The organism is Streptococcus sp. LPB0220 (assembly GCF_008727815.1).
Classification (GTDB): Bacteria; Bacillota; Bacilli; order Lactobacillales; family Streptococcaceae; genus Streptococcus.
This window is the reverse complement of the sequence record NZ_CP044230.1, coordinates 1,654,742-1,679,118: the sequence shown is the minus strand read 5'-3', so window position 1 is coordinate 1,679,118 and position 24,377 is coordinate 1,654,742. Positions and strand designations below refer to the sequence as shown.

Genomic DNA, 24,377 nt, shown 5'->3' with positions numbered 1-24,377 from the left:
CAGATTTTTTCTAAGGCAAGCAAATTGAGCTAAATTATGGTAAAATAGAGGGTATTGAAAAATCATCAATTCACGAAAGGAAGCAAGATGAAAATTACGCAAGAAGAGGTAACCCACGTTGCCAATCTTTCAAAATTGAAATTCTCTCCAGAAGAGACAGCTGAGTTTGCGACAACCTTGTCGAAGATTGTCGACATGGTGGAATTGTTGGAAGAAGTGGACACAACCGGTGTGGCCCCAACAACGACCATGGCGGATCGTAAGACCGTATTGCGTCCGGATGTTGCTGAAAAAGGGACAGACCGTGACCGCTTGTTTAAAAATGTACCTGAAAAAGATAACTACTACATCAAGGTGCCAGCTATCCTAGAAGATGGAGGAGATGCCTAATGTCATTCAACCATAAAACCATTGAAGAGTTGCACGACCTCCTTGTCTCTAAGGAAATTTCAGCAACCGAATTGACCCAAGCGACGCTTGACGATATCAAGGCGCGTGAAGAAGCCATCAATGCCTTTGTGACGGTGGCTGAAGAAGCGGCACTTTCCCAAGCTAAGGCTATTGACGAAAAAGGAATCGATGCAGATAATCTTCTATCAGGGATTCCACTCGCAGTCAAAGACAATATCTCAACAGATGGCATCTTGACCACTGCGGCATCAAAAATGCTCTATAACTATGAGCCAATCTTTGATGCGACAGCTGTTGCCAATGCTAAGTCTAAAGGTATGATTGTTGTCGGAAAAACCAACATGGACGAGTTTGCCATGGGTGGATCTGGTGAAACATCTTACTATGGACCAACCAAGAATGCATGGGACCACAGCAAGGTGCCTGGTGGCTCTTCAAGTGGTTCTGCAGCTTCTGTCGCTTCAGGACAAGTCCGCTTGTCACTTGGTTCAGATACGGGGGGTTCTATCCGCCAGCCAGCTGCCTTTAACGGGATTGTTGGACTCAAGCCAACCTATGGAACGGTTTCTCGTTTCGGTCTCATTGCCTTTGGTAGCTCACTCGACCAAATTGGACCGTTTGCTCCAACCGTTAAGGAAAATGCGCAATTGCTTAATGTGATTGCCAGTGCAGATGACAAGGATTCGACTTCTGCACCTGTTCGTGTAGCAGACTTTACTTCTAAGATTGGTCAAGACATTAAAGGCATGAAGATCGCCCTTCCGAAGGAATACCTTGGGGAAGGAATTGACCCAGAAGTCAAAGAAACGATTCTTAATGCAGCTAAGCACTTTGAGAAATTGGGAGCAACTGTCGAAGAAGTTAGCCTTCCACACTCTAAATACGGGGTTGCCGTTTACTACATCATCGCTTCATCTGAAGCATCTTCAAACTTGCAACGTTTCGATGGGATTCGCTATGGTTTCCGTGCGGAAGATGCCAAAAACTTAGATGACATCTATGTGAACACTCGTAGCCAAGGCTTTGGTGATGAGGTTAAACGCCGGATCATGCTGGGTACCTTTAGTCTGTCATCTGGTTACTACGATGCTTACTACAAGAAAGCTGGTCAAGTCCGTACCCTCATTATCCAAGACTTCGAAAAAGTCTTTGCAGATTACGACCTTATCCTTGGTCCAACAGCTCCAAGTGTAGCCTTTGATTTGGATTCGCTCAACCATGATCCGGTTGCCATGTACTTGGCTGACCTCTTGACCATTCCAGTCAACTTGGCAGGTCTTCCAGGGATTTCGATTCCTGCAGGTTTTGCGCAAGGTCTTCCAGTTGGTTTGCAGTTGATTGGTCCGAAGTATTCTGAAGAAACCATCTACCAAGCTGCAGCTGCCTTTGAAGCAACGACGGATTACCACAAGCAACAACCCCTTATTTTCGGAGGTGACAATTAATGAACTTTGAAACAGTCATCGGACTTGAAGTCCACGTTGAATTGAATACAAACTCAAAAATTTTCTCACCAACCTCTGCTCACTTTGGGAACGAGCAAAATGCCAATACCAATGTGATTGACTGGTCTTTCCCAGGGGTGCTTCCTGTCTTGAACAAGGGTGTTGTGGATGCTGGTATCAAGGCTGCTTTGGCGCTGAATATGGATATCCATCAGCACATGCACTTTGACCGTAAGAACTACTTCTACCCTGATAATCCAAAGGCCTACCAAATTTCGCAATTTGACGAGCCAATCGGATATAACGGTTGGATTGAAGTGCAATTGGAAGACGGCTCAACTAAGAAAATCGGGATTGAACGGGCCCACTTGGAAGAAGATGCCGGTAAGAACACCCACGGAACAGATGGATTCTCTTACGTAGACCTCAACCGCCAAGGGGTTCCATTGATTGAAATCGTTTCTGAAGCCGATATGCGTTCTCCAGAAGAAGCCTACGCTTATTTGACAGCTTTGAAAGAAGTCATCCAGTACACAGGTATTTCAGACGTCAAGATGGAAGAAGGATCTATGCGGGTGGATGCCAACATTTCCCTTCGCCCATATGGTCAAGAGGAATTTGGTACCAAGACTGAGTTGAAAAACTTGAACTCTTTCTCAAACGTCCGTAAAGGTCTTGAATACGAAGTTGAGCGTCAAGCGAAAATCTTGCGTTCAGGTGGTGTCATTCGTCAAGAAACACGCCGTTATGATGAAGCCAATAAGAGCACGATTCTTATGCGTGTCAAAGAAGGAGCTGCGGATTACCGTTACTTCCCAGAACCAGACCTACCACTCTTTGAAATCTCAGATGAGTGGATCGAGGAAATGCGTACTGAGTTGCCAGAGTTTCCAAAAGACCGTCGTGCTCGCTACGTGGCAGAGCTTGGCTTGTCTGACTATGATGCCAACCAATTGACAGCGACGAAAGTTACTTCTGACTTCTTTGAAGCAGCTGTAGCCCTTGGTGGCGATGCCAAACAAGTGTCTAACTGGCTCCAAGGGGAAGTCGCACAATTCTTGAACGCAGAAGGCAAAACGCTGGAAGAAATCCAATTGACACCAGAAAACTTGGTTGAAATGATTGCCATTATCGAAGATGGAACCATTTCATCTAAGATTGCCAAGAAAGTCTTCGTTCACTTGGCGAAAAACGGTGGCGGCGCGCGTGAATACGTCGAAAAAGCTGGTCTGGTACAGATTTCAGATCCTGAAGTCTTGATACCAATCATCCACCAAGTCTTTGCAGACAATGAAGCAGCCGTAGCTGACTTCAAGTCAGGGAAACGGAATGCGGACAAGGCCTTTACAGGCTTCCTTATGAAAGCAACCAAAGGTCAAGCCAACCCACAAGTAGCCCTCAAGTTACTTGCTCAAGAATTGGCGAAGTTGAAAGAAGAGTAATAGAGAAAAAACCAGCCGAGAGGTTGGTTTTTACTATCCATAAAATTGTGTTAGAATAGGAAAGACCATTACATATCAACTGGCATTAGGAGGAGTTACATGAACAAATTTTTAAGAGTCTTATTTATCCTGGTTATCATCGCCATGACTGGAGCGATTATCTTCCAGCTATTCTTTCCATCCTATATGGGAAGTCATTCGGGATATGGTATTTCTGTCGGTTGGCAACGGGAGATTGGGATTTGGAATGTGGCGGTCCTTGTGATCCTGATTGCTGTCAATCTCAAATACGATTGGTTTTATCTTCGAACGGTTCTATTGGCTTTGATCCTAGGTGGGCTTGGGATCGGTACTAATCATCTCTTCAGTTATTTTCACTATCATCTGCCGGTCAATGGGATCGGTGCGCTTGAAAATTATCTCCTAGTCCTTGGTTGGATTGTTGGGTGGAGATTGGAATCTTCTCGGATCAAGAAGAAATAAGAAGGAGCAATCAAAGGGCTGCTCTTTTTCATCTTCAGTTTTTCCTTGACAAACAAAAGGAAAACGTTTACAATTTTAAATATAAAGTTTCCTGAAAAGAAAACAAAAAAGGTGAAAACAAGGAGATCATCATATGGCTACTATGAAAGCAGCTCGCTGGCATGCAGCAAAAGACGTTCGTATCGAAGAAGTGGAAGTACCTGAAGTACAACCACATCAAGTAAAAGTGGCAGTTAAGTTCACAGGGATCTGTGGTACGGACTTGCATGAATATTTGGATGGACCGATCTTCATCCCAACTGAAGAACATGTGTATTCTGGTCAAAAAGCACCGGTCACTTTGGGACATGAATTCTCTGGTGAAATTGTAGAAGTCGGAAGTGATGTGACTCGTGTCAAAGTTGGCGATCGTGTCACTATCGAACCAATTCTTGCAGAGCACAATTTGATTGGTGATTATAACCTTGATCCAAACTTGAACTTTGTCGGCCTCGCTGCAGATGGTGGTTTTGCCAAATATTGTGTCCTTGATGGGGATTTGGTTCATGTGATTCCAGATAGCTTGAGCTATGAACAAGCAGCTCTTACAGAACCTGCTGCGGTTGCTGTTTATGCCGTTCGTCAATCTGCTTTGAAAACTGGAGATACAGCTGTTATCTTTGGTTTGGGCCCAATTGGTCTTTTGATCGTTGAAGCCCTTCGTGCAGCAGGAGCATCAAAAATCTATGCGGTTGAATTGTCTCCTGAACGCCAAGCGAAAGCAGAAGAATTGGGAGCAATCGTTGTGCGCCCAGAAGAAGGAGAAACAATCGTCGAAGCCATCCATCGTTTAACCGGTGGGGGAGCAGATGTTTCTTATGAAGTTACGGGGGTTCCAGTTGTTTTAGGCCAAGCCCTTGCAGCTGTTCATAAAGCTGGGGAATGTATGGTTGTATCGATTTGGGAACGTGAAGCCAGCATCAATCCAAATGAATTCGCCATCCAAGAAAAATCTCTCAAAGGAATTATTGCCTACCGTCACATCTTCCCTAAAGTCTTGGAATTGATGGAACAAGGCTACTTCTCTGCTGAAAAATTGGTTACTAAGAAAATCAAATTGGAAAATATCGTTGAAGAAGGATTTGTTGAATTAACACAAGATAAATCCCAAATCAAGATCTTGGTTCAACCTGAATAAGCGAATAAATTTATATGAAATAAAGCAAGGCTGAAACGTTTCGTTTCGGCCTTTTGTGATACAATAAAAGTAAGGAACAGATTTGGGAGGGGACTATGTCAAAGACGATGAAGGGGACGCTCATGACCTTGATTGCTGGGATCGCTTGGGGTTTATCAGGAGCTTGCGGCCAGTACCTGATGGCTCATGGATTTACAGCAATTGGTTTGACAACAATTCGTTTAGTGTTTTCAGGAGCTGTACTACTGCTTCTTGCATATCTAGCGGACCAGGAAAAAGTAAAGGCCTTTCTAACAGACCGCTCGTCATACATCCCCTTGCTTTTATTTGCATTTTTGGGATTGTTAATGACTCAATTGACTTATTTAGAAGCGATTGATGCGACTAATGCAGGTACTGCAACTGTTTTGCAATATCTCTGTCCCATTGGAGTTTTGGCCTATTCTTGTGTTAAGGACCGGGTAGCTCCTACGGTATCGGAAATCTTTTCGATGATCTTAGCCATCGCAGGGACCTTTCTCATTGCAACCCATGGTCAACTCAATCAATTGGCAATCACTCCTAAAGGGCTAGCTTGGGGACTTGTTTCTGCCTTTGCCTATGCCCTCTACATCATTCTGCCTATTCAGTTAATTCAAAAATGGGGTAGTATGTTGGTGATTGGTATCGGTATGCTCATTCCAGGACTTGTGATGATTCCCTTCACAGGAAGAAGACTTTTTCATGGCCAATATAGCATGGATAATCTAATGGGCTTAGTTGGCTTAGTGTTGATTGGGACCATATTTGCCTATACGGTCTTTTTGAAAGGGACAACTCTGATTGGACCGGTCAAAGGTAGCCTTCTTGCAGCTATTGAGCCTATTTCAGCTGTATTTTTTGCCTTTGCCATTATGAATGAACATTTCTTTGCCATTGATTTTATCGGGATGGCTATGATCCTCCTTGCGGTCCTCTTGATTTCCCTTAAGGATCTCATGATTCAAAAAGAAAAAGGAATCTTGTGAAACCAAGATCAATTATTTTTCAGTTAAAAGGTTGAGACGAAAGTCTTGGCCTTTTTGTAATCCTCGCCCTTTGAGGGAAGAGTTATCACTATATAGCGTATACATAGCTAGAAAAAGATGTTAAAATAGAACAAAACTTTTTTAAGGAGATGAGAATGAAAAAGATTTTTAAATGGACCTTATTTGCTGTGGCGACCTTGAGTCTAGTAGCTTGTGGAACTACTGCTCAAAAGACAAATTCGCAGCAAGCAAAGACAGAAAAAGCAGCGAAAAGCTCCGCATCTGACGGTCAAGTCGTGGTGAGTTTAAAAGGAGGGCAATACATCAAACCACCTGTCCTCAATGACTCAGAAGACGGAACCTATTTAGCCCTTCAATTAGAATTTAAAAATGTTGCCAAAGAATCTATCAACGTGTCAGATTCAGATATCACTATTTACGATGCGGATAATAACAAGGTCAAATTGCAGTCAGGAATTTATGACCAAACGGAAGCCTTCCAATTGCTCAAGAGTGATCAGTTGGCTAAGGATAAAAAATTAACCGGCTATATCGTTTTCCCAGTCGAAAAAGGCAAAAAATACGAAGTGCAGTATGAACGAAAAACCTATAGCTCTGATAAAAAATCCAAACCTCTAAAATTTGCGGTGGATTCTTCTCGGTATGAGGACAAGGTGGAAGCTTCTACCCTTCTTGCAGATGAATACATCAATCAAGTTTACTTCAGTGGCCAACGAAAGGTCAAAAAGGATGACGCTTTTGTTTTGGGAACTGATTTGAAAAAGGAAGCCAGTGATTTCCGTGCGAAATTTGCGGCTGATTTTACTCGTCAATTACATGATTACCAATTCTCTGAAGAAGAAGTGAACCAGTTTATCGATGCTTATGAAAAGGAAAATGCTAAGCGTGCGAAATTAACCTATAAGGTCAAACAATATCTCCCAGACAAGGTGGTCATTAGTCTAAATCCTGAGACCGTCAGCATGGAAAAGACGATCTTAAACCACATGCAGACCTTCTATCAGGAACATCGAAAAGACTACCCAGGGATCATCGAAGCAAACCAGGCTCAAAACAAAGCCTATAGAGAGGAAATGATGGCTTCTCTTGCAGATCGTCCCTTGACGACGCCGGATCGATACGACTACCAGTTGACCTTTGTTAAGAAAGATGGCAAATGGGAAGTAGAAAAAGCCTATAATAGTGATAGCTTTATGGAAAAATTCGAGGGAAATCTTTCTTAATGCTGAAGTTGGCACTCCTAGGACATGAATCTAGGAGTGTTTTTATCTATAGTTTGAAACTATATCAAAACCCAAGAAACAGGAATTAGACGGAAACACCTATTAGTGATAAAATAATTTTAAGTTTGAAAGGAGATGAAGGCTTGTGTCTTTTTCTTATGAAGAGTTAGCAGAGATTCGCCACTATATCCACCAACACCCGGAATTGTCTGGTCAAGAATACCAGACAACCGCCTTTCTAAAGGAGCGTTTAGAAGAGTTGGGGATTCGTATTTTAGAGAGTGGATTGAAAACTGGTCTGATTGCAGAAATTGGGTCCGGCCAACCGGTGGTGGCACTTCGAGCAGATATCGATGCCCTTCCGATTTTGGAACAAACGAATCTGCCCTACCAAAGTCAGAATCCAGGAGTCATGCATGCCTGTGGCCATGATTTTCATCAAACCAGTCTTCTGGGAGCAGCAGCTCTTCTCAAGGAAAAAGAAGACCAGCTTGAAGGGACCGTTCGCTTGATCTTTCAACCAGCAGAAGAAATCTCAGAAGGTGCTTCTGACGTTTTGGCAACAGGACTGTTGGAGGATGTTCAAGGAATTATTGGTTTTCACAACATTCCTCAGCTAAAAGCAGGGCAACTTGCCTTGAATGCTGGAGCTATGATGGCAGGGGTTGAGAAATTCAAGGTTACTGTGACAGGGGTTAGTAGTCATGCTGCAAGACCGGATTTGGGAGTTGACACTGTAACGGCCGTCACAACCATGGTTCAGAATGTACAATTATTAATTTCACGGACCGTTTCTCCCTTTGAAACAGCTGTTTTGTCCATTACGCACCTGGATGTGGGCTCAACTTGGAATGTGCTCCCAAAATCAGGCTATTTTGAAGGGACCATTCGTTCCTTTAATCCAAGTGTGCAAAGAGACTTGAAGGCACATTTTATTTCCATCATTCGACACATTGCAGAAAGTCTGGAAGTAGATGTAGCTTTTGAGTGGGGTGTGACCCCGCCAGTTACCTTTAATGATGAGGAATTGACGAAAGTGGTTTGGGAAGCTTCACAAGGTTTGGCTGAAGTGATCCCAGCAAATCCTTCTACTGCTGGAGAAGACTTCGCCTTTTACCAAGAGCGAATTCCTGGAGTCTTTGCCTTTATCGGTTCAAATGGAGAGCCGGATGCTCCAGACCTTCATCATGATCACATGACCATCGATGATGCAGCCTTTGAGGTATCGGTTCCCTATTATGTTGAAAATGCGCAAGCTTTATTGCGGTATTTTAAGGCCAAAGAAGTGTGATAAAGAAAAACTATCACCTCCATAAAAAATATATATTAGGCAAGTAAATGCTTTTTTGATAAAATAAAAAAATACTTTTAGAATGGCGTTTTATGTGCCTGAAACGATAAGGAGATCCTATGAATCTAAAAAAAGTGATTAAGTATTCTGCTTTAGGATTAGTTGCAGTCCTTGCAACCAGTGCTTTAGTAGCATGTTCATCTGGTAAATCAGCCAGTGGGAAGAAAACCATTGAAGTTGGGACTGTTGGAACAACCAAACCATTCTCTTACGAAGAAAAAGACGGCAAGCTAACCGGTTATGAAATCGAAGTTTTGCGTGAAATCTTCAAAGGTTCAGACAAATATGAAGTAAACTTTAACAAAACAGAGTGGTCTTCAGTCTTTGCTGGCTTAGATAGTGACCGTTTCCAAATCGGTGCCAACAACATTAGTTACTCAAAAGAGCGGGAAGAAAAATACCTCTATCCGAATCCATATGCTCGCAATCCATTAGTATTGGTCGTACCAAAAGATTCTTCTATTAAATCTTTGGATGACATTGGTGGCAAGAAAACAGAAGTTGTTCAAGGAACATCTACTGCTAAACAATTAGAAGATTACAATAAAAAACATTCAGATAATCCAACTGACTTGCAATACACAGATGGAACCATTCAAACCATCATGGCTAATTTAGCGGATGGTCGTACAGATTACAAGATCTTCGAACGGATCTCAGTAGATACTATCATTCGTGATCAAGGCTATGACAACTTGAAGGTTATCGAGCTTCCAAGCGACCAACAACCTTATGTGTATCCAATTATTGCAAAAGAAGATAAAGACCTTCAAAAATTTGTCAACAAACGGATCAAGGAACTCTATGACAATGGAACCCTTGAAAAACTGTCTAAAAAATACTTTGGTGGAGTTTATCTACCAGAAGCAAAAGATATTAAAGAATAATATATAATTAAAGGAGACTTCAAAATGAAATTGAAAAAAATTCTTGGTTTAACAGCTCTTGCAGCTATTGCAACATTTGCTCTTGCAGCATGTGGTTCTTCAAAATCATCTAGCAAAGATGGTGAAACAACTGTAAAAGTGGGTGTTATGACTTTGAGCGACACTGAAAAAGCTCGTTGGGATCAAGTTCAAAAGAACTTGGATGACGCTAAAACAGGAATCAAATTGGAATTCACTCAATTTACAGACTACTCACAACCAAACGTGGCTGTAAAAGATGGTAGCGTGGATATCAATGCTTTCCAACACTACAACTTCCTTGATAACTGGAACTCTAAAAACGACAATGCCCTTGTTGCAGTAGCAGATACGTACATCGCTCCAATCCGTCTTTACTCTGGTACAGAAAACGGTAAAAACAAATACACTTCAATTAAAGAAATTCCTAAAGGTGGAACAATCGCTGTACCAAATGACCCAACAAATGAAAGCCGTGCCTTGTATGTCTTGCAATCAGCTGGTTTGATTAAATTGGATACCAAAGATGGTCAATTGGCAAACGTGTCAAACATCAAAGAAAATTCAAAAGATTTGAAGATTTCTGAATTGGATGCTTCACAAACACCATCTGCTCTTCCATCAGTAGATGCTGCAGTCATCAACAATACCTTCGTTCGTGAAGCAGGCGTTGATTTCAAAAAAGCTATCTATGTTGAAAAGAAAGACAACAACTCAAAACAATGGTACAACGTGATCGCTGCTAAGAAAGATTGGGAAAAATCTGATAAAGCAAAAGCAATCAAAGAAATCATCAAAGCCTATCACAAAGACAATGTGAAGAAAGTGATCGAAGAATCTTCAGAAGGAATGGACCAACCAGTCTTCTAAGATTTGATCTCAAGTGTATGAAGGAGGTGGAGAAGCAATTCTCTACCTCTTATCGTGTATTAGGAGGAATGCATGCCTTTTGCAACAGAAGCGGAACAAATCCGTAAATTTGAAAATGATGAGGTCGCACAACATTATTTTGAAGTGTTGCGAACATTGATTTCAAAAAAATCCATCTTTGCCCAACAAGTTGGTCTCAAGGAAGTGGCCAACTATTTGGGGGAAATTTTTACAGCTGCAGGAGCCAAAGTCGAAGTTGATGATAGCTATACAGCTCCTTTTGTGATTGCCAAATTTTTCTCGCCAAATCCTGAAGCCAAAACCATCATTTTTTATAACCACTATGATACGGTACCAGCTGATGGAGACCAACCTTGGACGGGAGATCCCTTCACCTTGTCAGTTCATTATGGAACCATGTACGGTCGAGGGGTTGATGATGATAAGGGGCATATCACAGCTCGTCTCACAGCTCTTCGAAAATACATTCGTGAAAGTGGCGATTTGCCAGTCAATATCACCTTTATTATCGAAGGGGCAGAGGAGTCTGCATCGACTGACTTGGATAAATACTTGGCCAAACATAAGAAACACTTGCGTGGGGCAGACCTCTTAGTGTGGGAACAAGGTACCCGAAATAATCAGGGTCAGTTGGAAATTTCCGGTGGTAGCAAAGGGATCGTCACCTTTGATATGGTGGTGAAGAGTGCAGAAGTGGATATCCATTCCAGCTATGGTGGCGTGGTGGAATCTGCTTCTTGGTATTTGTTAAATGCTATCGCCAGTCTTCGTGACAAAGAAGGCCGAATCTTGGTGGATGGGATTTATGATCAGATCCAAGAACCCAATGAACGCGAACTAGCTTTGATCGAGCAATATGCCAACAAAGGACCAGAAGATGTAGCGGAAACCTATGGTCTAACCCTTCCAATCTTGAAGGAAGACCGAAAAGAATTCCTGCGTCGTTTCTATTTTGAACCAGCCCTGAATATTGAAGGTTTTGGCTCTGGTTACCAAGGACAAGGTGTTAAAACGATTCTTCCGGCAGAGGCGCGTGCCAAGATGGAGGTGCGCTTGGTTCCAGGTCTAGATCCCAAGGATGTCTTAGAAAAGATCAAGCAACAATTGAAGAAAAATGGCTATGATCAGGTCGAATTGGTCTATACTCTCGGTGAAATGAGTTACCGAAGTGATATGAGTGCCCCATCGATTTTAAATGTCATACGGCTGGCCAAAGATTTCTATAGAGAAGGAGTTTCTGTTCTTCCAACAACAGCAGGGACAGGCCCCATGCATACGGTCTTTGAGGCTTTGCAGGTGCCGATGGCAGCCTTTGGAATTGGGAATGCCAATAGCCGGGACCATGGGGGCGATGAAAATGTGAAAATCGCCGATTATTACACCCATATTGAATTGATAAAGGAGTTAATAGCAAGTTATGAGTAAAGCAATGATTCAGCTGGACCACATTGATGTGACCTTCCAGCAAAAGAAACGTCAGATCCAAGCTGTCAAAGATGTGACCATTCATATCAATGAAGGTGATATCTATGGGATTGTAGGTTATTCTGGAGCCGGGAAATCGACCTTGGTTCGGGTGATCAATCTCTTACAAGTTCCAAGTGCCGGAACCATCACTGTGGATGGGGATGTGATTTACCAAGATCGGGTGACCTTAAAACCGGCTGCTCTTCGAGAGAAACGTCGGGATATCGGGATGATCTTCCAACACTTCAACTTGATGGCTCAAATGACCGTCGCAGAAAATGTAGCCTTCGCTCTTAAACATTCAAATTTAAATAAAGAACAAAAGAATGAAAAAGTGGCGAAATTGTTGGATCTAGTTGGTCTAGCTGACCGTGCAGAAAATTACCCAGCCCAATTGTCTGGTGGTCAAAAGCAACGGGTGGCGATAGCGCGTGCCCTTGCCAACGATCCAAAAATTTTGATTTCAGATGAGTCAACTTCAGCCTTGGATCCAAAGACGACCAAACAAATTCTAGCTTTGTTGCAAGAATTGAATAAAAAACTTGGTTTAACCATTGTCTTGATCACCCATGAGATGCAAATTGTCAAAGATATTGCCAACCGGGTAGCTGTCATGCAAAATGGCGAACTGATTGAAGAAGGGTCTGTGTTAGATATCTTCTCGAATCCGAAAAATGCTTTGACGCAAGACTTTATCACGGTTGCAACAGGAATTGATGAAGCCATGGTGAAAATCAATCAACAAGCGATTGTGAAGAACTTGCCTGATGATTCGATTTTGGCGCATCTCAAGTATGCAGGTTCTGTGACAGATACAGCTATCATCAATGATATTTACAAGCAGTACCAAGTATCTGCCAACATTTTATTTGGGAACATCGAGATCCTTGATAACACACCTGTTGGAGAGTTGGTGGTCATCTTATCAGGTGAAAATCAAAATCTGGAAACGGCCAAAGCTGAGTTAGAAAATGCAGGAGTTTCCGTGACTATTGTGAAAGATGGGAGAAAAGCATGATCCAGTTAATTCAAACATATTTACCAAATGTCTATAAATTAGGGTGGTCTGGCCAGTATGGATGGGGAACCGCTATTTACTTGACTCTTTACATGACCGTTATTTCCTTCATTATTGGTGGATTTTTAGGTTTGGTGACAGGACTTTTGTTAGTCTTGACCCGTCCAGGAGGTGTCATCGAAAATAGAATCGTTTTCCAAATTTTGGATAAGATTACTTCCTTGTTCCGCGCCATTCCTTTCATTATCTTGTTGGCCTTTATTAATCCCTTGACCTACTTGCTCTTGAAAAATACCATCGGTCCTACAGCGGCCCTTGTTCCGCTGTCTTTGGCTGTCTTTCCATTCTTTGCTCGCCAAGTCCAAGTAGTCTTGTCAGAATTGGATGGAGGCGTGATTGAAGCAGCACAAGCCAGTGGGGCAACCTTCTGGGATATTGTCGGTGTCTACCTGCGTGAAGGACTTCCTGATTTGATCCGTGTAACAACAGTGACCATCATTTCCTTGATTGGAGAAACCGCCATGGCGGGTGCCGTTGGTGCTGGAGGATTAGGAACCTTAGCCATCAACTACGGGAAAAACATGTTTAACAATGATGTCATCTTTGTGGCGACCCTATTGATCCTGATTCTGATCGTTCTGGTCCAATTTATCGGGGACTTCCTTTCGAAGAAAATTAGCCACCGTTAGGATCAGTATCCAATGAATAGAATAAATGTGAATCAAATAAAACAAGTTGGAGCCTTCATCTTCCTCTATTTTCTTGCGATTGGACTGGGGGTCTTAGTTGGAAATCTGGTCGATCATCAAGGAAATATGTTTTATGCTCCTGCCTTTTCAGCCTTGTTTGGCGGGATGATCTACCGCTATTATCTAGAAAAAATAAAAGGAGTTGGATCTATCTTTATAGTTGGCTGCGTGATTGGATCCTTCTTCCTCTTTTCGCGTCATGGTGCAGGGGCCTTTATTCCAGCCTTGATCGCCGGAAGTTTTGCGGAAATGGTCGCCTTAAGTGGTCGTTTTCGCTCGAATTTACGAAATGCTTTGTCTTTTGTCATTTTTGCCTTTGCGACGACAGGGCCCATTCTTATGATGTGGTTCTATCCAGCCAGTTACCGCATGTCGTTACTGGATCGTGGTAAATCGATAGACTATGTCAATCGGGTGATGGTATCACCAGATCTAGCGACCATCACTTGGTTTGTCCTCACGGTCATATTGGGTGCTGGATTAGGATGGGGACTATCATATATCCTACAGTCATTTCTAACAAAAAGAAGAGGAAACTAAGAAAACCTGGGAAACCAGGCTTTTTTTGTTTTGTAAAAAATATTTTTTACAAAATGCAAGATATATATTGCAAAATAGAAAATATAGTGTATAATAGAGCTATAAAAATAAGAAAGGAAAAGCCTGTGGCGAAAAATCTCAAATTAAAAATGGCCCGGGTCGAGCATGATATGACCCAGGGGGATCTTGCAGATGCCATTGGAGTGACGCGCCAGACCATCGGTCTGATTGAGGCGGGAAAGTATAACCCGACCCTCAGTCTCTGCCTTGCCATCTGTAAGACCTTGGATAAGACGCTGGATCAACTGTTCTGGGAGTAACAGTTTTAATAATAGAAAGAGGAAGAATATGAAACAAAAGAAAGAACCAATTGTAAAAGATGAACGGACTATGCTACTTGATGGAAAAATCGCAGGAGAACTTGTCCTTGGCATGACCTGCTTTATTGCCCTATCTGCCTTTGTGAAGTCCAGTATCCTGGACTTAGACCTAGTCGCTTATCTCCCCGAGATGTTCCTTCTGATTGCCATGGGGGCTTATGCTCTGCTAAGAAGGATCAGTTCAGGGATTGATATCCGAGATGTGTTAGAAAAAGATAGCTGGTTGAGTCGCCTTGGGTCAGGTCTAGTCTTTGCTGTGCTGATGATAGCCATGGATGTGATTGGAAAGCGAGAGGCAACGAGCTTTATCTTGAGTCCCAAGTATCTGATCAAAATTTTATTAGAAATCATCGTTTTTGCCATCCTGACAGATCTGCTTGAAAAACCACTTGCTCTTATCAATCGGAAAAAACAAGAGAAGATCGAGGCAGAGTTAGAGGATGAAGAATAAGGAGAAAGCAATGAGATTACAATTGCTGAACAAACAAATCATAGATGAACGAGAAGAAGGCTTAGCTAATAAGGCTGGTGCTGAGACAGCCGGTTTTCTTTTCCTTGCCTTAACTGTTTTTAGTGTGGGATCCATTTTTACATCTAAGGTGGGGCTCAGTCCAATCATGGTGGTAGCCTTACTCATCGTCTCAGGATTGTATTACTCTGTTCGTTGTCAACGATTGGGTGTGAAATTTATCAGTTATAGCTATCTAAATGTGACGGGAATTGTAGCAGTAACCTCTATTCTTTCCTTGTTCATCTGGGCTCAAAATTTTCAATTAAACCAAGCTGTCTATCAGGCAAATCCCTTCCATTCAAAATTCTTACTGGTACTACCTATTACCTTTTTACTGAATCTTCCAATTGTATGGGGAGTCAATACCCTTGTAATGCTTCTTGCAAAAGTTGAGAAAAAACGCTATGAAGCCTATCTAGATCAGTTGGAAAAGGAAGAGTAGAAAGTTGGAACCTTGGTTTCGTCGTATAAAAGTCTGGGAAACCAGGCTTTTATTTTTCAGTCAAATAAATTGCATTCGTTTTCTTGGGAGAGTATACTGGTATAGTTGAATGAAAAATTCTGATAATTTAATCTTAGAAAAGAGAATGACATGGCAAAACCTATTCGTGTATTACTTTACTATAAATATGTTCCCATCGAAAACGCAGAACAATTTGCGGCTGATCACTTGGCTTTTTGTAAATCAATCGGCCTTAAAGGTCGTATCCTAGTCGCTGACGAAGGGATTAACGGAACCGTTTCTGGTGACTATGAAACAACGCAAAAATACATGGACTACGTTCACAGCCTTCCAGGGATGGAAGACCTCTGGTTCAAGATCGATGAGGAAGAAGAGCAAGCCTTCAAGAAGATGTTTGTACGTTATAAGAAAGAGATTGTCCACCTTGGTTTAGAAGATGATAATTTCGATAATGACATCAATCCTCTTGAAACGACAGGTGCTTATTTGTCTCCAAAAGAGTTTAAAGATGCTCTTCTAGACGAAGATACAGTCGTCCTTGATACTCGGAATGACTACGAGTACGATCTTGGTCACTTCCGTGGGGCTATTCGTCCTGACATCCGTAACTTCCGTGAATTGCCACAATGGGTTCGTGATAACAAGGAAAAATTCATGGACAAGCGTGTTGTCGTCTACTGTACTGGTGGAGTCCGCTGTGAGAAATTCTCTGGCTGGATGGTGCGTGAAGGCTACAAAGATGTTGGTCAATTGCATGGCGGAATCGCCACTTACGGGAAAGACCCAGAAGTTCAAGGCGAACTGTGGGATGGGAAAATGTACGTCTTTGACGAGCGGATTGCAGTCGATGTCAACCATGTCGATCCAAGCGTTGTCGGAAAAGACTGGTTTGATGGAACACCATGCGAACGCTATGTCAACTGTGGAAATCCTTTCTGTAACCGTCGCATCTTGACCTCAGAAGAAAACGAAGACAAGTACCTCCGTGGCTGCTCACATGAGTGCCGAGTTCACCCTCGCAATCGCTATGTAGAAGAACACAACTTGTCACAAGCAGAAGTTCGTGAGCGTTTAGCCCTTATCGGTGAGACGCTTGATGGAGCACCTGCATAATGGAAACAAACAGTCTGAAAGCTCAGGCTGTTTTTATATGGAAATTGATTGAAAATTGTGCTATACTTTAGGTAAGCGATTTCACAAAGGAGAAAACAAATGAGTATCGTGTTTTCAATCAAAAATAAAAAGAGCTTATTTGGCTATCAGAAAGTACTCGCAGCACAGGAAGTTCTTAAATTAGTGGAAGGGTTGACGACCTACAACTATGATCCTGCCACCCTTCATCGTCCCTTAAATGATTTTGAAGGTTTGAACTGTATCGTATTTGGTAAGAGCGGTCTTCCTCTGCAGTTACGCTATTTTGATGAGGAAGAGTCTTATCAGATTCAGGTGCCCTCTTTTGCGATAGAAGAAGATTGGCAGTTGGCCCTTCGATGGCTTAGTCGCCTCGCAGAAGTATTAGGAACGGAGATTGTGGCCAGCGACGGCGTGAGCTATACTCCAGATTCTATTTTCCATTTTGATTATGAAGTCGTCATCCTAGAAACGCTGGGTAATTTGACGAAAGAAAAAGATCTAAAAGAGTTTGAAGTACAAGGCTTCGCTCATCTGGTTTATTTGGATCGGGATACAGTGCAGGAAGTCTTGAACCATGTCCATCCACTAGAAGCCTACTCTGCCTTTATCAAGAAGATTCAATATAGTGCAGCTTATTTCAGTCAAGTCCGTTTTTATCAACAGGAGGAGACAGGAGCCTTCTTAGCTAGCTATAGCTTGACAGAAGATACGGATACGGTCTTGCCAAGCGTGCCACATGTTCCTGCAGAATATGTAGAAATTGTGGGCTTAGCGGGTATCATTGATTGGCGAGTTCTATTGGTTGCGATCGATGGAGATCCTGATAAGCCAGAAAGTTACCATCCAATTGGTTCTCTTGCTCTGAAGAATCTACTGGAAGCACTAGAGCCAGATGAATTCCAGTTGCTTGATGCTAGTCAAATTGAAATTAAAAAATTGTCCAAAGAACGATTGCTAGAATTAGCGCAATTGGAGAACAAGTAAAAAATATCGAAGTGAACTGTTCTTCCGACGTTTGATCCGAAAAATCTAACGTCTGGGAGCAGTTCTTTTTTTTTTTATGCTTCTTCCTTTGATCAAAAACCAATGACTAGGCTAATTATGGTATAATAGGGGCCTAGAAGTAGAATGAAAGAGGTGCACGAAATGCTGTTAGAAGAATTTGATGCCAATCGACAGGCGATTATCAATCCACAAGACTTACACCAACCAATTGAAGGATTTCCCAAAGTAGTCATCCCTTGCTTTTCAAGAGTAACTTTTGCTCGCCTCCTTGAAAATTATGAACATGAGGTCATTGCAAGAACCTCCATGGCCAATTTTGAAGTCGTGGTCTATGGGATCACTATTGGAGACCAACAGATTGGTGCCTTTAATGCACCAGTTGGGGCTGCTTCCTGTGTGGGGATTATAGAGGACCTGATTCAATTTGGGATGGAAAAACTGGTGCTCTTTGGAACCTGTGGGGTTTTAGACCGTGATATCGAAGCGACTTCCATCATCATTCCAACGGCTGCTCTTCGCGACGAGGGGACCAGTTACCACTATCTTCCGGCTAGTGATGAAGTGGAAGTAAACAAGAAAAACCTTCCTCTCTTCCAAGCCTTTCTTGAAAGCCACAAGGTTTCCTATCAGTCAGGAAAAGTGTGGACGACAGATGCACCCTACCGGGAAACCATCGACAAGATGAAGCGACGAAAGGAAGCGGGAGCCATCTGTGTGGATATGGAATGTTCGGCAGTGGCAGCCTTAGCAGCTTATAGGGGCTTTGAGCTCTGCCATTTCTTCTATGCAGCTGACCACCTCTCGGAAGAAAAATGGGATATCCGAACCTTATCTAGTCATGAGGATTTAGATAGCAAGGATCGAATCGCGGAGTTAGCCATCCAATTTGCGCTCTTATGGGAAAAGGCGAACTAAATGAAAGAAGTAATGATTGAACTGAAGGATTTTTCCTTCCAATACAAGAAGTAATTTTGCAAGTGAGGGATGGTTCATCTAGATTCTAATTCGAGACAGAACCTGATGGATCTGCTCAATCTGAATTTTTTTACAATCCATGGAGGTAATGACATGTCAGAAACGATTTTAGTAACAGGAGCTTCAGCTGGCTTTGGTCAAGCGATTTGCCGTCGTTTAGTAGCAGATGGATATCGTGTGATCGGATCAGCTAGACGCATCGAAAAATTACAGGCCCTCCAAGAAGAGTTGGGAGAAGCCTTTTATCCCCTGCAAATGGATGTGACGGATCTTTCTCAGGTAGATCATGCACTTGCCAGTTTGCCAAAAGCTTGGGAGAAAGTGGATGTTTTGGTCAATAATGCTGGCTTGGCTCTAGGCCTCGCCCCAGCTTATGAAGCAGAGGTCGCAGACTGGCTGACCATGATTCAGACCAATATTGTTGGTTTGACCTATCTGACAAGGAAAATCTTGCCCCAGATGGTGGAACGAAATGATGGCTATATTATCAATTTGGGCTCTACAGCAGGAACTGTGCCTTATCCAGGGGCCAATATTTACGGGGCATCCAAGGCTTTTGTCAAGCAATTCTCCCTCAATCTTCGGGCGGATCTAGCTGGCAAGAAGATTCGTGTCAGCAATATTGAACCCGGTCTTTGTGAAGGGACAGAGTTCTCTTCTGTTCGCTTTAAAGGAGACGAAAAACGGGTAGAAGCCCTCTATCGTGATGCCCATGCCATTCAACCTGAAGACATTGCTAACACCGTAGCTTGGTTGATCCAACAGCCCAAGCATGTCAATGTCAATCGGATTGAAATCATGCCGGTTTCCCAAACCTTTGGCCCTCAACCCGTTTATCGTGATTAAAAAGAGAAGCAACCACTCCACAAGGGGTTGGTTGTTTTTTATGTTTCCTCTGGTATAATAGAAGGCAAAGTAAGGAGAAAAAGATGACAGCTGCGTTAATTATTGGTTCTACAGTTTGTGATGTGATGATCTACTTGGATCGTTTGCCAAGTCGTGAAGGAGATGCCCATATTGATCACCAGCAATGGTCTGTGGGAGGTTATGCCTTTAATGTCGTTAATATCCTTCATTTTTTGTCGCAACCCTACCAGTTTGTCTCGCCAGTCGGTTCTGGAATATATGGTGATTTTATTCGGAGAGAATTGAAACAATTAGGGATTTCCTCTAGCATCTCATTAGAAGGGGCCAATGGTTGCTGTTACTGCTTTGTAGAGTTTGATGGTGAGCGGACCTTCTTATCGGACCACGGAGTGGAGTATAGCTTCCAAGCAGAGTGGCTAAAAGAGATTGAGACAGATCGGTTTGATTACATCTACTTATGTGGCCTTGAAGTCGAGGAGCCAACTGGTCTTGCATTGGTCCAGTCTGTTTCGCAACTAGAAGGCCAGGTGATTTTCGCACCTGGGCCACGTGGACTCTTGATTCCAAAGGATCGATTGGAAGCCATTTATGATCTGCATCCAATTCTCCATGTTAATGAGGCTGAAGCACTGGCTTTTTCAGGGTGTAGAGAGATCCAGCCAGCCATCGAACACTTGTATCAGAGAACGGGACAAATAGTCATTGTCACCTTGGGTGAAAACGGAGCGGTTGCCTATGATGGCAACTGGTATGAGGCAGACGGTTTTCCAACAGAAGTCGTCGATACAGTAGGCGCTGGAGATAGCCATGTAGGAGCCTTTATATCCGCTCGTCTAGAAGGCTTAGACATCGCGCAAGCCTTAAGCTTTGCCAACAAAGTCTCTAGCCAGATTGTTGCAAGTAAGGGCGTTCATCTGACAAAAGAGCAGCAAGAAGCCCTGCGAACAGAATTGAAACAAAAATAAAAAAGAGAGTGGGACAGAAATCGGTAATTCGTTAGAATTCGATTTCGTCGTCCCACCTCCGCACAGTTGAGTAGGGCTGTAAAAGCTGATGAAATCAGCGTAGTAGAGCCCACTCAACCACTGCGTCTTGCTTGACAATCCAAAAATAATTGAGAGGCTAGGACTTTTGTCCCAGCCTCTTATTTGACTTTTATCCTCTTAGCCCTTTGTATCTTACTACAATGGCCGCTTATTGGGCATACCTGCTTTTCTTGGGTATTTGTTGGGTGTTTCTTTTTTCTTCTCCACAATAGTGATATAGCGTGGATCCCCGTTTGGCAATTCATACTGTAGATTGTCTTCAACCTTGCTAAAGAGCAGGTTAAGGGCATTTTTGGCTTCTTCCAACTCTTCTGGAGCATTGCTGGCCTTGAGAGCAAGAAGTTGTCCTCCTACTTTCAGGTAAGGAATGGTCAGTTCAGAGAGGACCTGCATGCGGGCAACAGCGCGGGCAGTTACGATATCAAATTGGGCACGAAAAGCCTTATCTTGTGCAAAGTCCTCCGCACGTCCATGGTAGAAATGAACTACGCTCAAACCTAACTCTTCAGCCAGCAAGTGGAGAAAATTGATCCGCTTATTAAGGGAATCAATGATGGTCACATCCAGCTCAGGGAAAAGGATCTTCATGGGTAGGCTTGGAAAGCCGGCGCCAGCTCCGATATCCAAGAGACGGATGGGTTGGTTTTCGATCAAACCTTGTAAAATGGGTGCGATCGAATCATAAAAATGCTTGAGATAGACTTCGTCTTTTTCGGTGATGGCAGTGAGATTAATCTTTTCATTCCATTCCACGAGGAGCTCGAAATAGCGTTCGTATTGCTCTTTTTGACGATCAGTTAATGGAAAGCCGAGATCGGCTAAACGGACATAAAATTCTTCTGGTTTCATGCTTTTATTTTACCACAAAATAAGGGAAATTTGATATACTGGTAGAAAGAAATGAAAGGAATTCAATAAAATGATTTGGATTATTCTTGGGATCATTGTGGTCCTTGTGTTGATTGTAGTAGGAGTTTACAACGGTTTGGTGAAAAGCCGGATGCAAACTCGTGAAGCATGGAGTCAAATTGATGTGCAATTGAAACGTCGGAATGACTTGATTCCAAACTTGATCGAAACCGTTAAAGGCTATGCCAAGTACGAAGGAGATACACTAGCAAAAGTGACTCAACTTCGCCAACAAGTAGCGCAAGCTTCTTCACCTGCAGAAGCAATGGCAGCCAGTGATGCTCTTTCACGCCAAGTAGCAGGCATCTTTGCGGTGGCTGAAAATTACCCAGACTTGAAAGCCAACACCAACTTCATGCAATTGCAAGAAGAATTGACCAACACAGAAAACAAAATTTCTTATGCTCGTCAATTGTACAATAGTGTCACAAGCAATTACAATGTCAAGTTGGAAACTTTCCCAACAAACGTAATTGCTGGAATGTTCGGCTTCAGACAAGCTGAATTTCTTCAAGTGCCTGAAGAAGAAAAAGCAGTACCAAAGGTGGACTTTAGCGGATTAGGAGACTAATATGCTCTTTGACCAAATTGCAAGCAATAAAAGGAGAACCTGGATTCTCCTTATTGCTTTTTTCATACTCTTAGCTCTTATCGGAGCAGCCGTTGGTTACCTCTGGTTAGGCTCCTCCCTTGGTGGCGTCATCCTAGCTTTGATTATTGGTGGGATTTATGCCTTTAGCATGATTTTCCAATCCACGGAAGTTGTCATGCGGATGAATGGGGCGCGTGAAGTGACGGAAGAGCAAGCCCCTCAGCTCTACCATATTGTACAAGATATGGCTATGGTAGCTCAGATCCCCATGCCTCGGGTCTATATTGTAGATGATCCTTCTATGAATGCATTTGCGACAGGGTCCAATCCTCAAAATGCTGCTGTTGCAGCAACGACAGGTCTTCTAGCTGTGATGAACCGTGAGGAATTGGAGGGAGTCATCGGACATGAAGTCAGCCACATTCGCAATTACGATATTCGCATCTCTACGATTGCAGTGGCCCTTGCCAGTGCCATCACCATGCTTTCTAGCATTGGTGGCCGGATGATGTGGTGGGGCGGTGGTCGTAGCCGGGACGATGATCGAGAAGGTAGCGGTGGTTTGGAGATTGTAATTTTGATCCTTTCCTTGCTTGCCATCGTTTTAGCACCATTAGCAGCGACCTTGGTCCAGTTAGCCATTTCTCGTCAACGGGAGTTCCTAGCAGACGCTTCAAGTGTTGAATTGACACGGAATCCTCAAGGAATGATAAATGCTTTGTTAAAGCTAGACAATAGCGAACCAATGCAACGACATGTCGATGATGCGAGCAGTGCTCTTTTTATCAACGATCCAAAAAAAGAATCCGGATTGCAAAAACTCTTTTATACCCACCCACCCATTGCTGAACGGGTGGCTCGCCTAAGAAAAATGTAAAAAAAAAAATCCACCAAACGGTGGACTTTTTATTTGGTTGTTAAGAGGAGGGTAGTGAAACCAAGCATGGCAAATGTCCCCCAAGCTAGGGGAAGGCTCCAGATAGCTAGACTAGAAAAGAGAGCTGTCCCAAGTGGCATGGCAAAGCTGACCATCAGTCCCAAAAAGCTAGAGGTAGAAGCTAATTTTTCAGCAGGCAATTTGCTCATTAAAAGACTGGAAACTTTTGGGTTGATTTTTGCTACAAGATAACCAAGGAAAGTGATGAGTAGAAGAGAAAGAATGTCCCAGTGTACCAGGATATTTGTGAGCCCAAGCATGGTCAGCCCACCTGCGATCCACAGGAGGATATGATGGAGCGATTGTTTGGAAAAATAGTCATGGGGTGTCAAGCTAGCCCAGACCATGCTTAAAATAGTCACAGCCTCTAAGATCAAGAGGGATTGGCTAAAACTCAACTGAAAGAAGGGGGAGTGAAGCAGTTGCAAATTGTAGATACCAGAGATGGATCCCCCTAGGGCATTGATGAGAACCAATGAGAAGAGCAACTTGCCAAAGTGGTGAACCTCCTCATCTGCAAAAATACTTTTTGCGTTCTGGTACATCTCTTGGCAATCGTGTACCAAAGATTTCTTACTTTTGGGCTCAATGACGGGAGCATGTGTCAGCTGCTTTTTTCTCATCAGGAGACAAGTGGAAGACAGGAGAAAAGTCACGGCATTGATCGAAGCGACCATAGCAAAATTTTGATGGCTGATAGCTAGCAGCCAAACTCCTAGAGCTTGTCCAGAAATCGAACAGACCATGCTAAGCAGTTGGTTGAAGGAATAGGCCTCCATCAAATCCTCGTCGGGGATGTTCTTTTTCATGATAGGGAGTTGCAAACCTCCGCGATAATCACTCAAACAATCTGAAACAATGTTTAAGAAGCAAACAATCGAAAAGGCAAGGTAACCCGGAATCTTGGTCATGAGAGCAATAAGGATGAAGAGGCTGGCTTGAAGATAGCCAATGCGGATCAACCAGTTAGCTTTTTTCTTCGTGCGATCAGCCTTCATTCCGACAAAAATGGTAAAGAGGCTAGGAATAAATACAATGAGATTGGCAATGCCAACCGCCAGACTCGGTTGTGGCATGCTGGCAGCAAAGACCACAAAGACCAGATTGTAGATGGCAGCACCAAGGGTATTCAAAAAGCGAGAAAGACTAAGTAAGGCAAAAATCTTATTACGGACTAAGAGTTTCATAAGCCTTCCTCCTTCACGTGATCAGTTGGTATGACTTGTTTGATAGATCGAAAGATCTGTTTGAAGAGATCCAACTTCTCCTTTTCAGAGAGAGCTAGTTCCTGATCCTTCAGATAAACGCAGGTATGTGAGAGAAGAAAGCGGAGGAAGTGGTTTTTTAGTTTGGTCATCATGGGAAGAACCTTCTTTCTTTACTTGATAGTCCTATTGTAAACCTAAAAAGCAAGAAAAAATTAATGTT

26 protein-coding genes are annotated in these 24,377 nt (G+C 42.9%); 24 read left to right on the top strand and 2 right to left on the bottom strand.

Features of this window, described 5'->3' with window-relative positions; translation table 11 throughout:
* Positions 1-87 precede the first annotated feature (87 nt).
* The 22 genes from gatC (at position 88) to LPB220_RS08600 (ending at position 20,430) form a co-directional block, all read left to right on the top strand.
* Positions 88-390: an Asp-tRNA(Asn)/Glu-tRNA(Gln) amidotransferase subunit GatC gene (gatC, locus tag LPB220_RS08705; protein ID WP_002884769.1), complete on the top strand. Its 303-nt coding sequence runs from the start codon at positions 88-90 to the stop codon at positions 388-390.
* Complete coding sequence (gene gatA, locus LPB220_RS08700) at positions 390-1,856, top strand: Asp-tRNA(Asn)/Glu-tRNA(Gln) amidotransferase subunit GatA (protein WP_150906463.1); 1,467 nt, start codon at positions 390-392, stop codon at positions 1,854-1,856. Before gatC ends, gatA begins: the two co-directional genes overlap by 1 nt.
* Positions 1,856-3,298 (top strand): Asp-tRNA(Asn)/Glu-tRNA(Gln) amidotransferase subunit GatB, encoded by a 1,443-nt coding sequence (gene gatB, locus LPB220_RS08695; protein WP_003005611.1) that lies wholly within the window; start codon positions 1,856-1,858, stop codon positions 3,296-3,298. Before gatA ends, gatB begins: the two co-directional genes overlap by 1 nt.
* A 99-nt stretch (positions 3,299-3,397) precedes the next feature.
* Positions 3,398-3,781 carry a hypothetical protein gene (locus tag LPB220_RS08690; RefSeq protein WP_118095490.1) on the top strand — a complete coding sequence of 128 codons (384 nt, stop codon included), beginning with the start codon at positions 3,398-3,400 and terminating at the stop codon, positions 3,779-3,781.
* Positions 3,782-3,914: 133 nt separating this feature from the next.
* Positions 3,915-4,958 carry a 2,3-butanediol dehydrogenase gene (locus LPB220_RS08685; protein WP_021153756.1) on the top strand — a complete coding sequence of 348 codons (1,044 nt, stop codon included), beginning with the start codon at positions 3,915-3,917 and terminating at the stop codon, positions 4,956-4,958.
* A 95-nt stretch (positions 4,959-5,053) separates the two neighbouring features.
* Positions 5,054-5,965, top strand: coding sequence for a DMT family transporter (locus LPB220_RS08680; RefSeq protein ID WP_150906461.1), 912 nt, complete (start codon positions 5,054-5,056; stop codon positions 5,963-5,965).
* 155 nt (positions 5,966-6,120) lie between these two features.
* Positions 6,121-7,209 carry a DUF4352 domain-containing protein gene (locus LPB220_RS08675; protein WP_225305910.1) on the top strand — a complete coding sequence of 363 codons (1,089 nt, stop codon included), beginning with the start codon at positions 6,121-6,123 and terminating at the stop codon, positions 7,207-7,209.
* 145 nt (positions 7,210-7,354) lie between these two features.
* Entirely contained in the window at positions 7,355-8,500 is a 1,146-nt protein-coding gene (locus tag LPB220_RS08670) for an amidohydrolase (protein ID WP_049492385.1), read from the top strand.
* A 119-nt stretch (positions 8,501-8,619) separates the two neighbouring features.
* Positions 8,620-9,447: an amino acid ABC transporter substrate-binding protein gene (locus LPB220_RS08665; RefSeq protein ID WP_031572958.1), complete on the top strand. Its 828-nt coding sequence runs from the start codon at positions 8,620-8,622 to the stop codon at positions 9,445-9,447.
* 24 nt (positions 9,448-9,471) lie between these two features.
* Positions 9,472-10,335, top strand: coding sequence for a MetQ/NlpA family ABC transporter substrate-binding protein (locus tag LPB220_RS08660; RefSeq protein WP_049492388.1), 864 nt, complete (start codon positions 9,472-9,474; stop codon positions 10,333-10,335).
* 72 nt (positions 10,336-10,407) lie between these two features.
* On the top strand, positions 10,408-11,781 hold the full coding sequence (locus LPB220_RS08655; RefSeq protein ID WP_150906457.1) for a M20/M25/M40 family metallo-hydrolase: 1,374 nt from the start codon (positions 10,408-10,410) through the stop codon (positions 11,779-11,781).
* Positions 11,774-12,841, top strand: a complete 1,068-nt coding sequence (locus LPB220_RS08650; RefSeq protein WP_045759787.1) for a methionine ABC transporter ATP-binding protein — start codon at positions 11,774-11,776, stop codon at positions 12,839-12,841. The genes LPB220_RS08655 and LPB220_RS08650 overlap by 8 nt, the downstream gene beginning before the upstream one ends.
* A complete protein-coding gene (locus tag LPB220_RS08645) occupies positions 12,838-13,530 on the top strand; it encodes a methionine ABC transporter permease (RefSeq protein ID WP_003008487.1) in 693 nt (230 codons plus the stop codon). Before LPB220_RS08650 ends, LPB220_RS08645 begins: the two co-directional genes overlap by 4 nt.
* Before the next feature lie 12 nt (positions 13,531-13,542).
* Positions 13,543-14,130, top strand: coding sequence for an MptD family putative ECF transporter S component (locus LPB220_RS08640; protein WP_049492390.1), 588 nt, complete (start codon positions 13,543-13,545; stop codon positions 14,128-14,130).
* Positions 14,131-14,255: 125 nt separating this feature from the next.
* Positions 14,256-14,450: a helix-turn-helix transcriptional regulator gene (locus tag LPB220_RS08635; protein WP_003005328.1), complete on the top strand. Its 195-nt coding sequence runs from the start codon at positions 14,256-14,258 to the stop codon at positions 14,448-14,450.
* A gap of 28 nt (positions 14,451-14,478) precedes the next feature.
* On the top strand, positions 14,479-14,961 hold the full coding sequence (locus LPB220_RS08630) for a DUF6773 family protein (RefSeq protein ID WP_049492393.1): 483 nt from the start codon (positions 14,479-14,481) through the stop codon (positions 14,959-14,961).
* Between the two features lie 10 nt (positions 14,962-14,971).
* Entirely contained in the window at positions 14,972-15,463 is a 492-nt protein-coding gene (locus LPB220_RS08625; RefSeq protein ID WP_049492396.1) for a DUF6773 family protein, read from the top strand.
* 150 nt (positions 15,464-15,613) lie between these two features.
* On the top strand, positions 15,614-16,597 hold the full coding sequence (locus tag LPB220_RS08620; RefSeq protein ID WP_118227884.1) for a rhodanese-related sulfurtransferase: 984 nt from the start codon (positions 15,614-15,616) through the stop codon (positions 16,595-16,597).
* A 99-nt stretch (positions 16,598-16,696) separates the two neighbouring features.
* Positions 16,697-17,602, top strand: coding sequence for a DUF4299 family protein (locus LPB220_RS08615; protein WP_118227885.1), 906 nt, complete (start codon positions 16,697-16,699; stop codon positions 17,600-17,602).
* Positions 17,603-17,764: 162 nt separating this feature from the next.
* Positions 17,765-18,538, top strand: a complete 774-nt coding sequence (locus tag LPB220_RS08610; protein WP_150906455.1) for a nucleoside phosphorylase — start codon at positions 17,765-17,767, stop codon at positions 18,536-18,538.
* A gap of 153 nt (positions 18,539-18,691) precedes the next feature.
* Entirely contained in the window at positions 18,692-19,444 is a 753-nt protein-coding gene (locus tag LPB220_RS08605; protein ID WP_049492410.1) for an SDR family oxidoreductase, read from the top strand.
* Positions 19,445-19,527: 83 nt separating this feature from the next.
* On the top strand, positions 19,528-20,430 hold the full coding sequence (locus LPB220_RS08600; protein WP_150906453.1) for a carbohydrate kinase family protein: 903 nt from the start codon (positions 19,528-19,530) through the stop codon (positions 20,428-20,430).
* A 216-nt stretch (positions 20,431-20,646) separates the two neighbouring features.
* Here LPB220_RS08600 and rsmG read toward each other — a convergent pair whose 3' ends face one another.
* Positions 20,647-21,360: a 16S rRNA (guanine(527)-N(7))-methyltransferase RsmG gene (rsmG, locus tag LPB220_RS08590; RefSeq protein ID WP_150906452.1), complete on the bottom strand. Its 714-nt coding sequence runs from the start codon at positions 21,358-21,360 to the stop codon at positions 20,647-20,649.
* Between the two features lie 70 nt (positions 21,361-21,430).
* On the opposite strand from rsmG, the gene LPB220_RS08585 reads away from it, so the two are divergent.
* Together LPB220_RS08585 and htpX are read left to right on the top strand one after the other, a co-directional pair.
* A complete protein-coding gene (locus LPB220_RS08585; RefSeq protein WP_023918932.1) occupies positions 21,431-21,991 on the top strand; it encodes a LemA family protein in 561 nt (186 codons plus the stop codon).
* A 1-nt stretch (position 21,992) separates the two neighbouring features.
* Entirely contained in the window at positions 21,993-22,889 is an 897-nt protein-coding gene (htpX, locus tag LPB220_RS08580; RefSeq protein ID WP_118095475.1) for a zinc metalloprotease HtpX, read from the top strand.
* Positions 22,890-22,918: 29 nt separating this feature from the next.
* Here htpX and LPB220_RS08575 read toward each other — a convergent pair whose 3' ends face one another.
* A complete protein-coding gene (locus LPB220_RS08575; RefSeq protein ID WP_049492423.1) occupies positions 22,919-24,136 on the bottom strand; it encodes an MFS transporter in 1,218 nt (405 codons plus the stop codon).
* Positions 24,137-24,377 lie beyond the last annotated feature (241 nt).

Bases quoted from the DNA above. Each gene is read 5' to 3' on its own strand.
- gatC (WP_002884769.1), top strand. From the start codon at position 88: ATGAAAATTACGCAAGAAGAGGTAACCCACGTTGCCAATCTTTCAAAA.
- gatA (WP_150906463.1), top strand. From the start codon at position 390: ATGTCATTCAACCATAAAACCATTGAAGAGTTGCACGACCTCCTTGTC.
- gatB (WP_003005611.1), top strand. From the start codon at position 1,856: ATGAACTTTGAAACAGTCATCGGACTTGAAGTCCACGTTGAATTGAAT.
- LPB220_RS08690 (WP_118095490.1), top strand. From the start codon at position 3,398: ATGAACAAATTTTTAAGAGTCTTATTTATCCTGGTTATCATCGCCATG.
- LPB220_RS08685 (WP_021153756.1), top strand. From the start codon at position 3,915: ATGGCTACTATGAAAGCAGCTCGCTGGCATGCAGCAAAAGACGTTCGT.
- LPB220_RS08680 (WP_150906461.1), top strand. From the start codon at position 5,054: ATGTCAAAGACGATGAAGGGGACGCTCATGACCTTGATTGCTGGGATC.
- LPB220_RS08675 (WP_225305910.1), top strand. From the start codon at position 6,121: ATGAAAAAGATTTTTAAATGGACCTTATTTGCTGTGGCGACCTTGAGT.
- LPB220_RS08665 (WP_031572958.1), top strand. From the start codon at position 8,620: ATGAATCTAAAAAAAGTGATTAAGTATTCTGCTTTAGGATTAGTTGCA.
- LPB220_RS08660 (WP_049492388.1), top strand. From the start codon at position 9,472: ATGAAATTGAAAAAAATTCTTGGTTTAACAGCTCTTGCAGCTATTGCA.
- LPB220_RS08655 (WP_150906457.1), top strand. From the start codon at position 10,408: ATGCCTTTTGCAACAGAAGCGGAACAAATCCGTAAATTTGAAAATGAT.
- LPB220_RS08650 (WP_045759787.1), top strand. From the start codon at position 11,774: ATGAGTAAAGCAATGATTCAGCTGGACCACATTGATGTGACCTTCCAG.
- LPB220_RS08645 (WP_003008487.1), top strand. From the start codon at position 12,838: ATGATCCAGTTAATTCAAACATATTTACCAAATGTCTATAAATTAGGG.
- LPB220_RS08640 (WP_049492390.1), top strand. From the start codon at position 13,543: ATGAATAGAATAAATGTGAATCAAATAAAACAAGTTGGAGCCTTCATC.
- LPB220_RS08630 (WP_049492393.1), top strand. From the start codon at position 14,479: ATGAAACAAAAGAAAGAACCAATTGTAAAAGATGAACGGACTATGCTA.
- LPB220_RS08625 (WP_049492396.1), top strand. From the start codon at position 14,972: ATGAGATTACAATTGCTGAACAAACAAATCATAGATGAACGAGAAGAA.
- LPB220_RS08620 (WP_118227884.1), top strand. From the start codon at position 15,614: ATGGCAAAACCTATTCGTGTATTACTTTACTATAAATATGTTCCCATC.
- LPB220_RS08615 (WP_118227885.1), top strand. From the start codon at position 16,697: ATGAGTATCGTGTTTTCAATCAAAAATAAAAAGAGCTTATTTGGCTAT.
- LPB220_RS08610 (WP_150906455.1), top strand. From the start codon at position 17,765: ATGCTGTTAGAAGAATTTGATGCCAATCGACAGGCGATTATCAATCCA.
- LPB220_RS08605 (WP_049492410.1), top strand. From the start codon at position 18,692: ATGTCAGAAACGATTTTAGTAACAGGAGCTTCAGCTGGCTTTGGTCAA.
- LPB220_RS08600 (WP_150906453.1), top strand. From the start codon at position 19,528: ATGACAGCTGCGTTAATTATTGGTTCTACAGTTTGTGATGTGATGATC.
- rsmG (WP_150906452.1), bottom strand. From the start codon at position 21,360: ATGAAACCAGAAGAATTTTATGTCCGTTTAGCCGATCTCGGCTTTCCA.
- LPB220_RS08585 (WP_023918932.1), top strand. From the start codon at position 21,431: ATGATTTGGATTATTCTTGGGATCATTGTGGTCCTTGTGTTGATTGTA.
- htpX (WP_118095475.1), top strand. From the start codon at position 21,993: ATGCTCTTTGACCAAATTGCAAGCAATAAAAGGAGAACCTGGATTCTC.
- LPB220_RS08575 (WP_049492423.1), bottom strand. From the start codon at position 24,136: ATGAAACTCTTAGTCCGTAATAAGATTTTTGCCTTACTTAGTCTTTCT.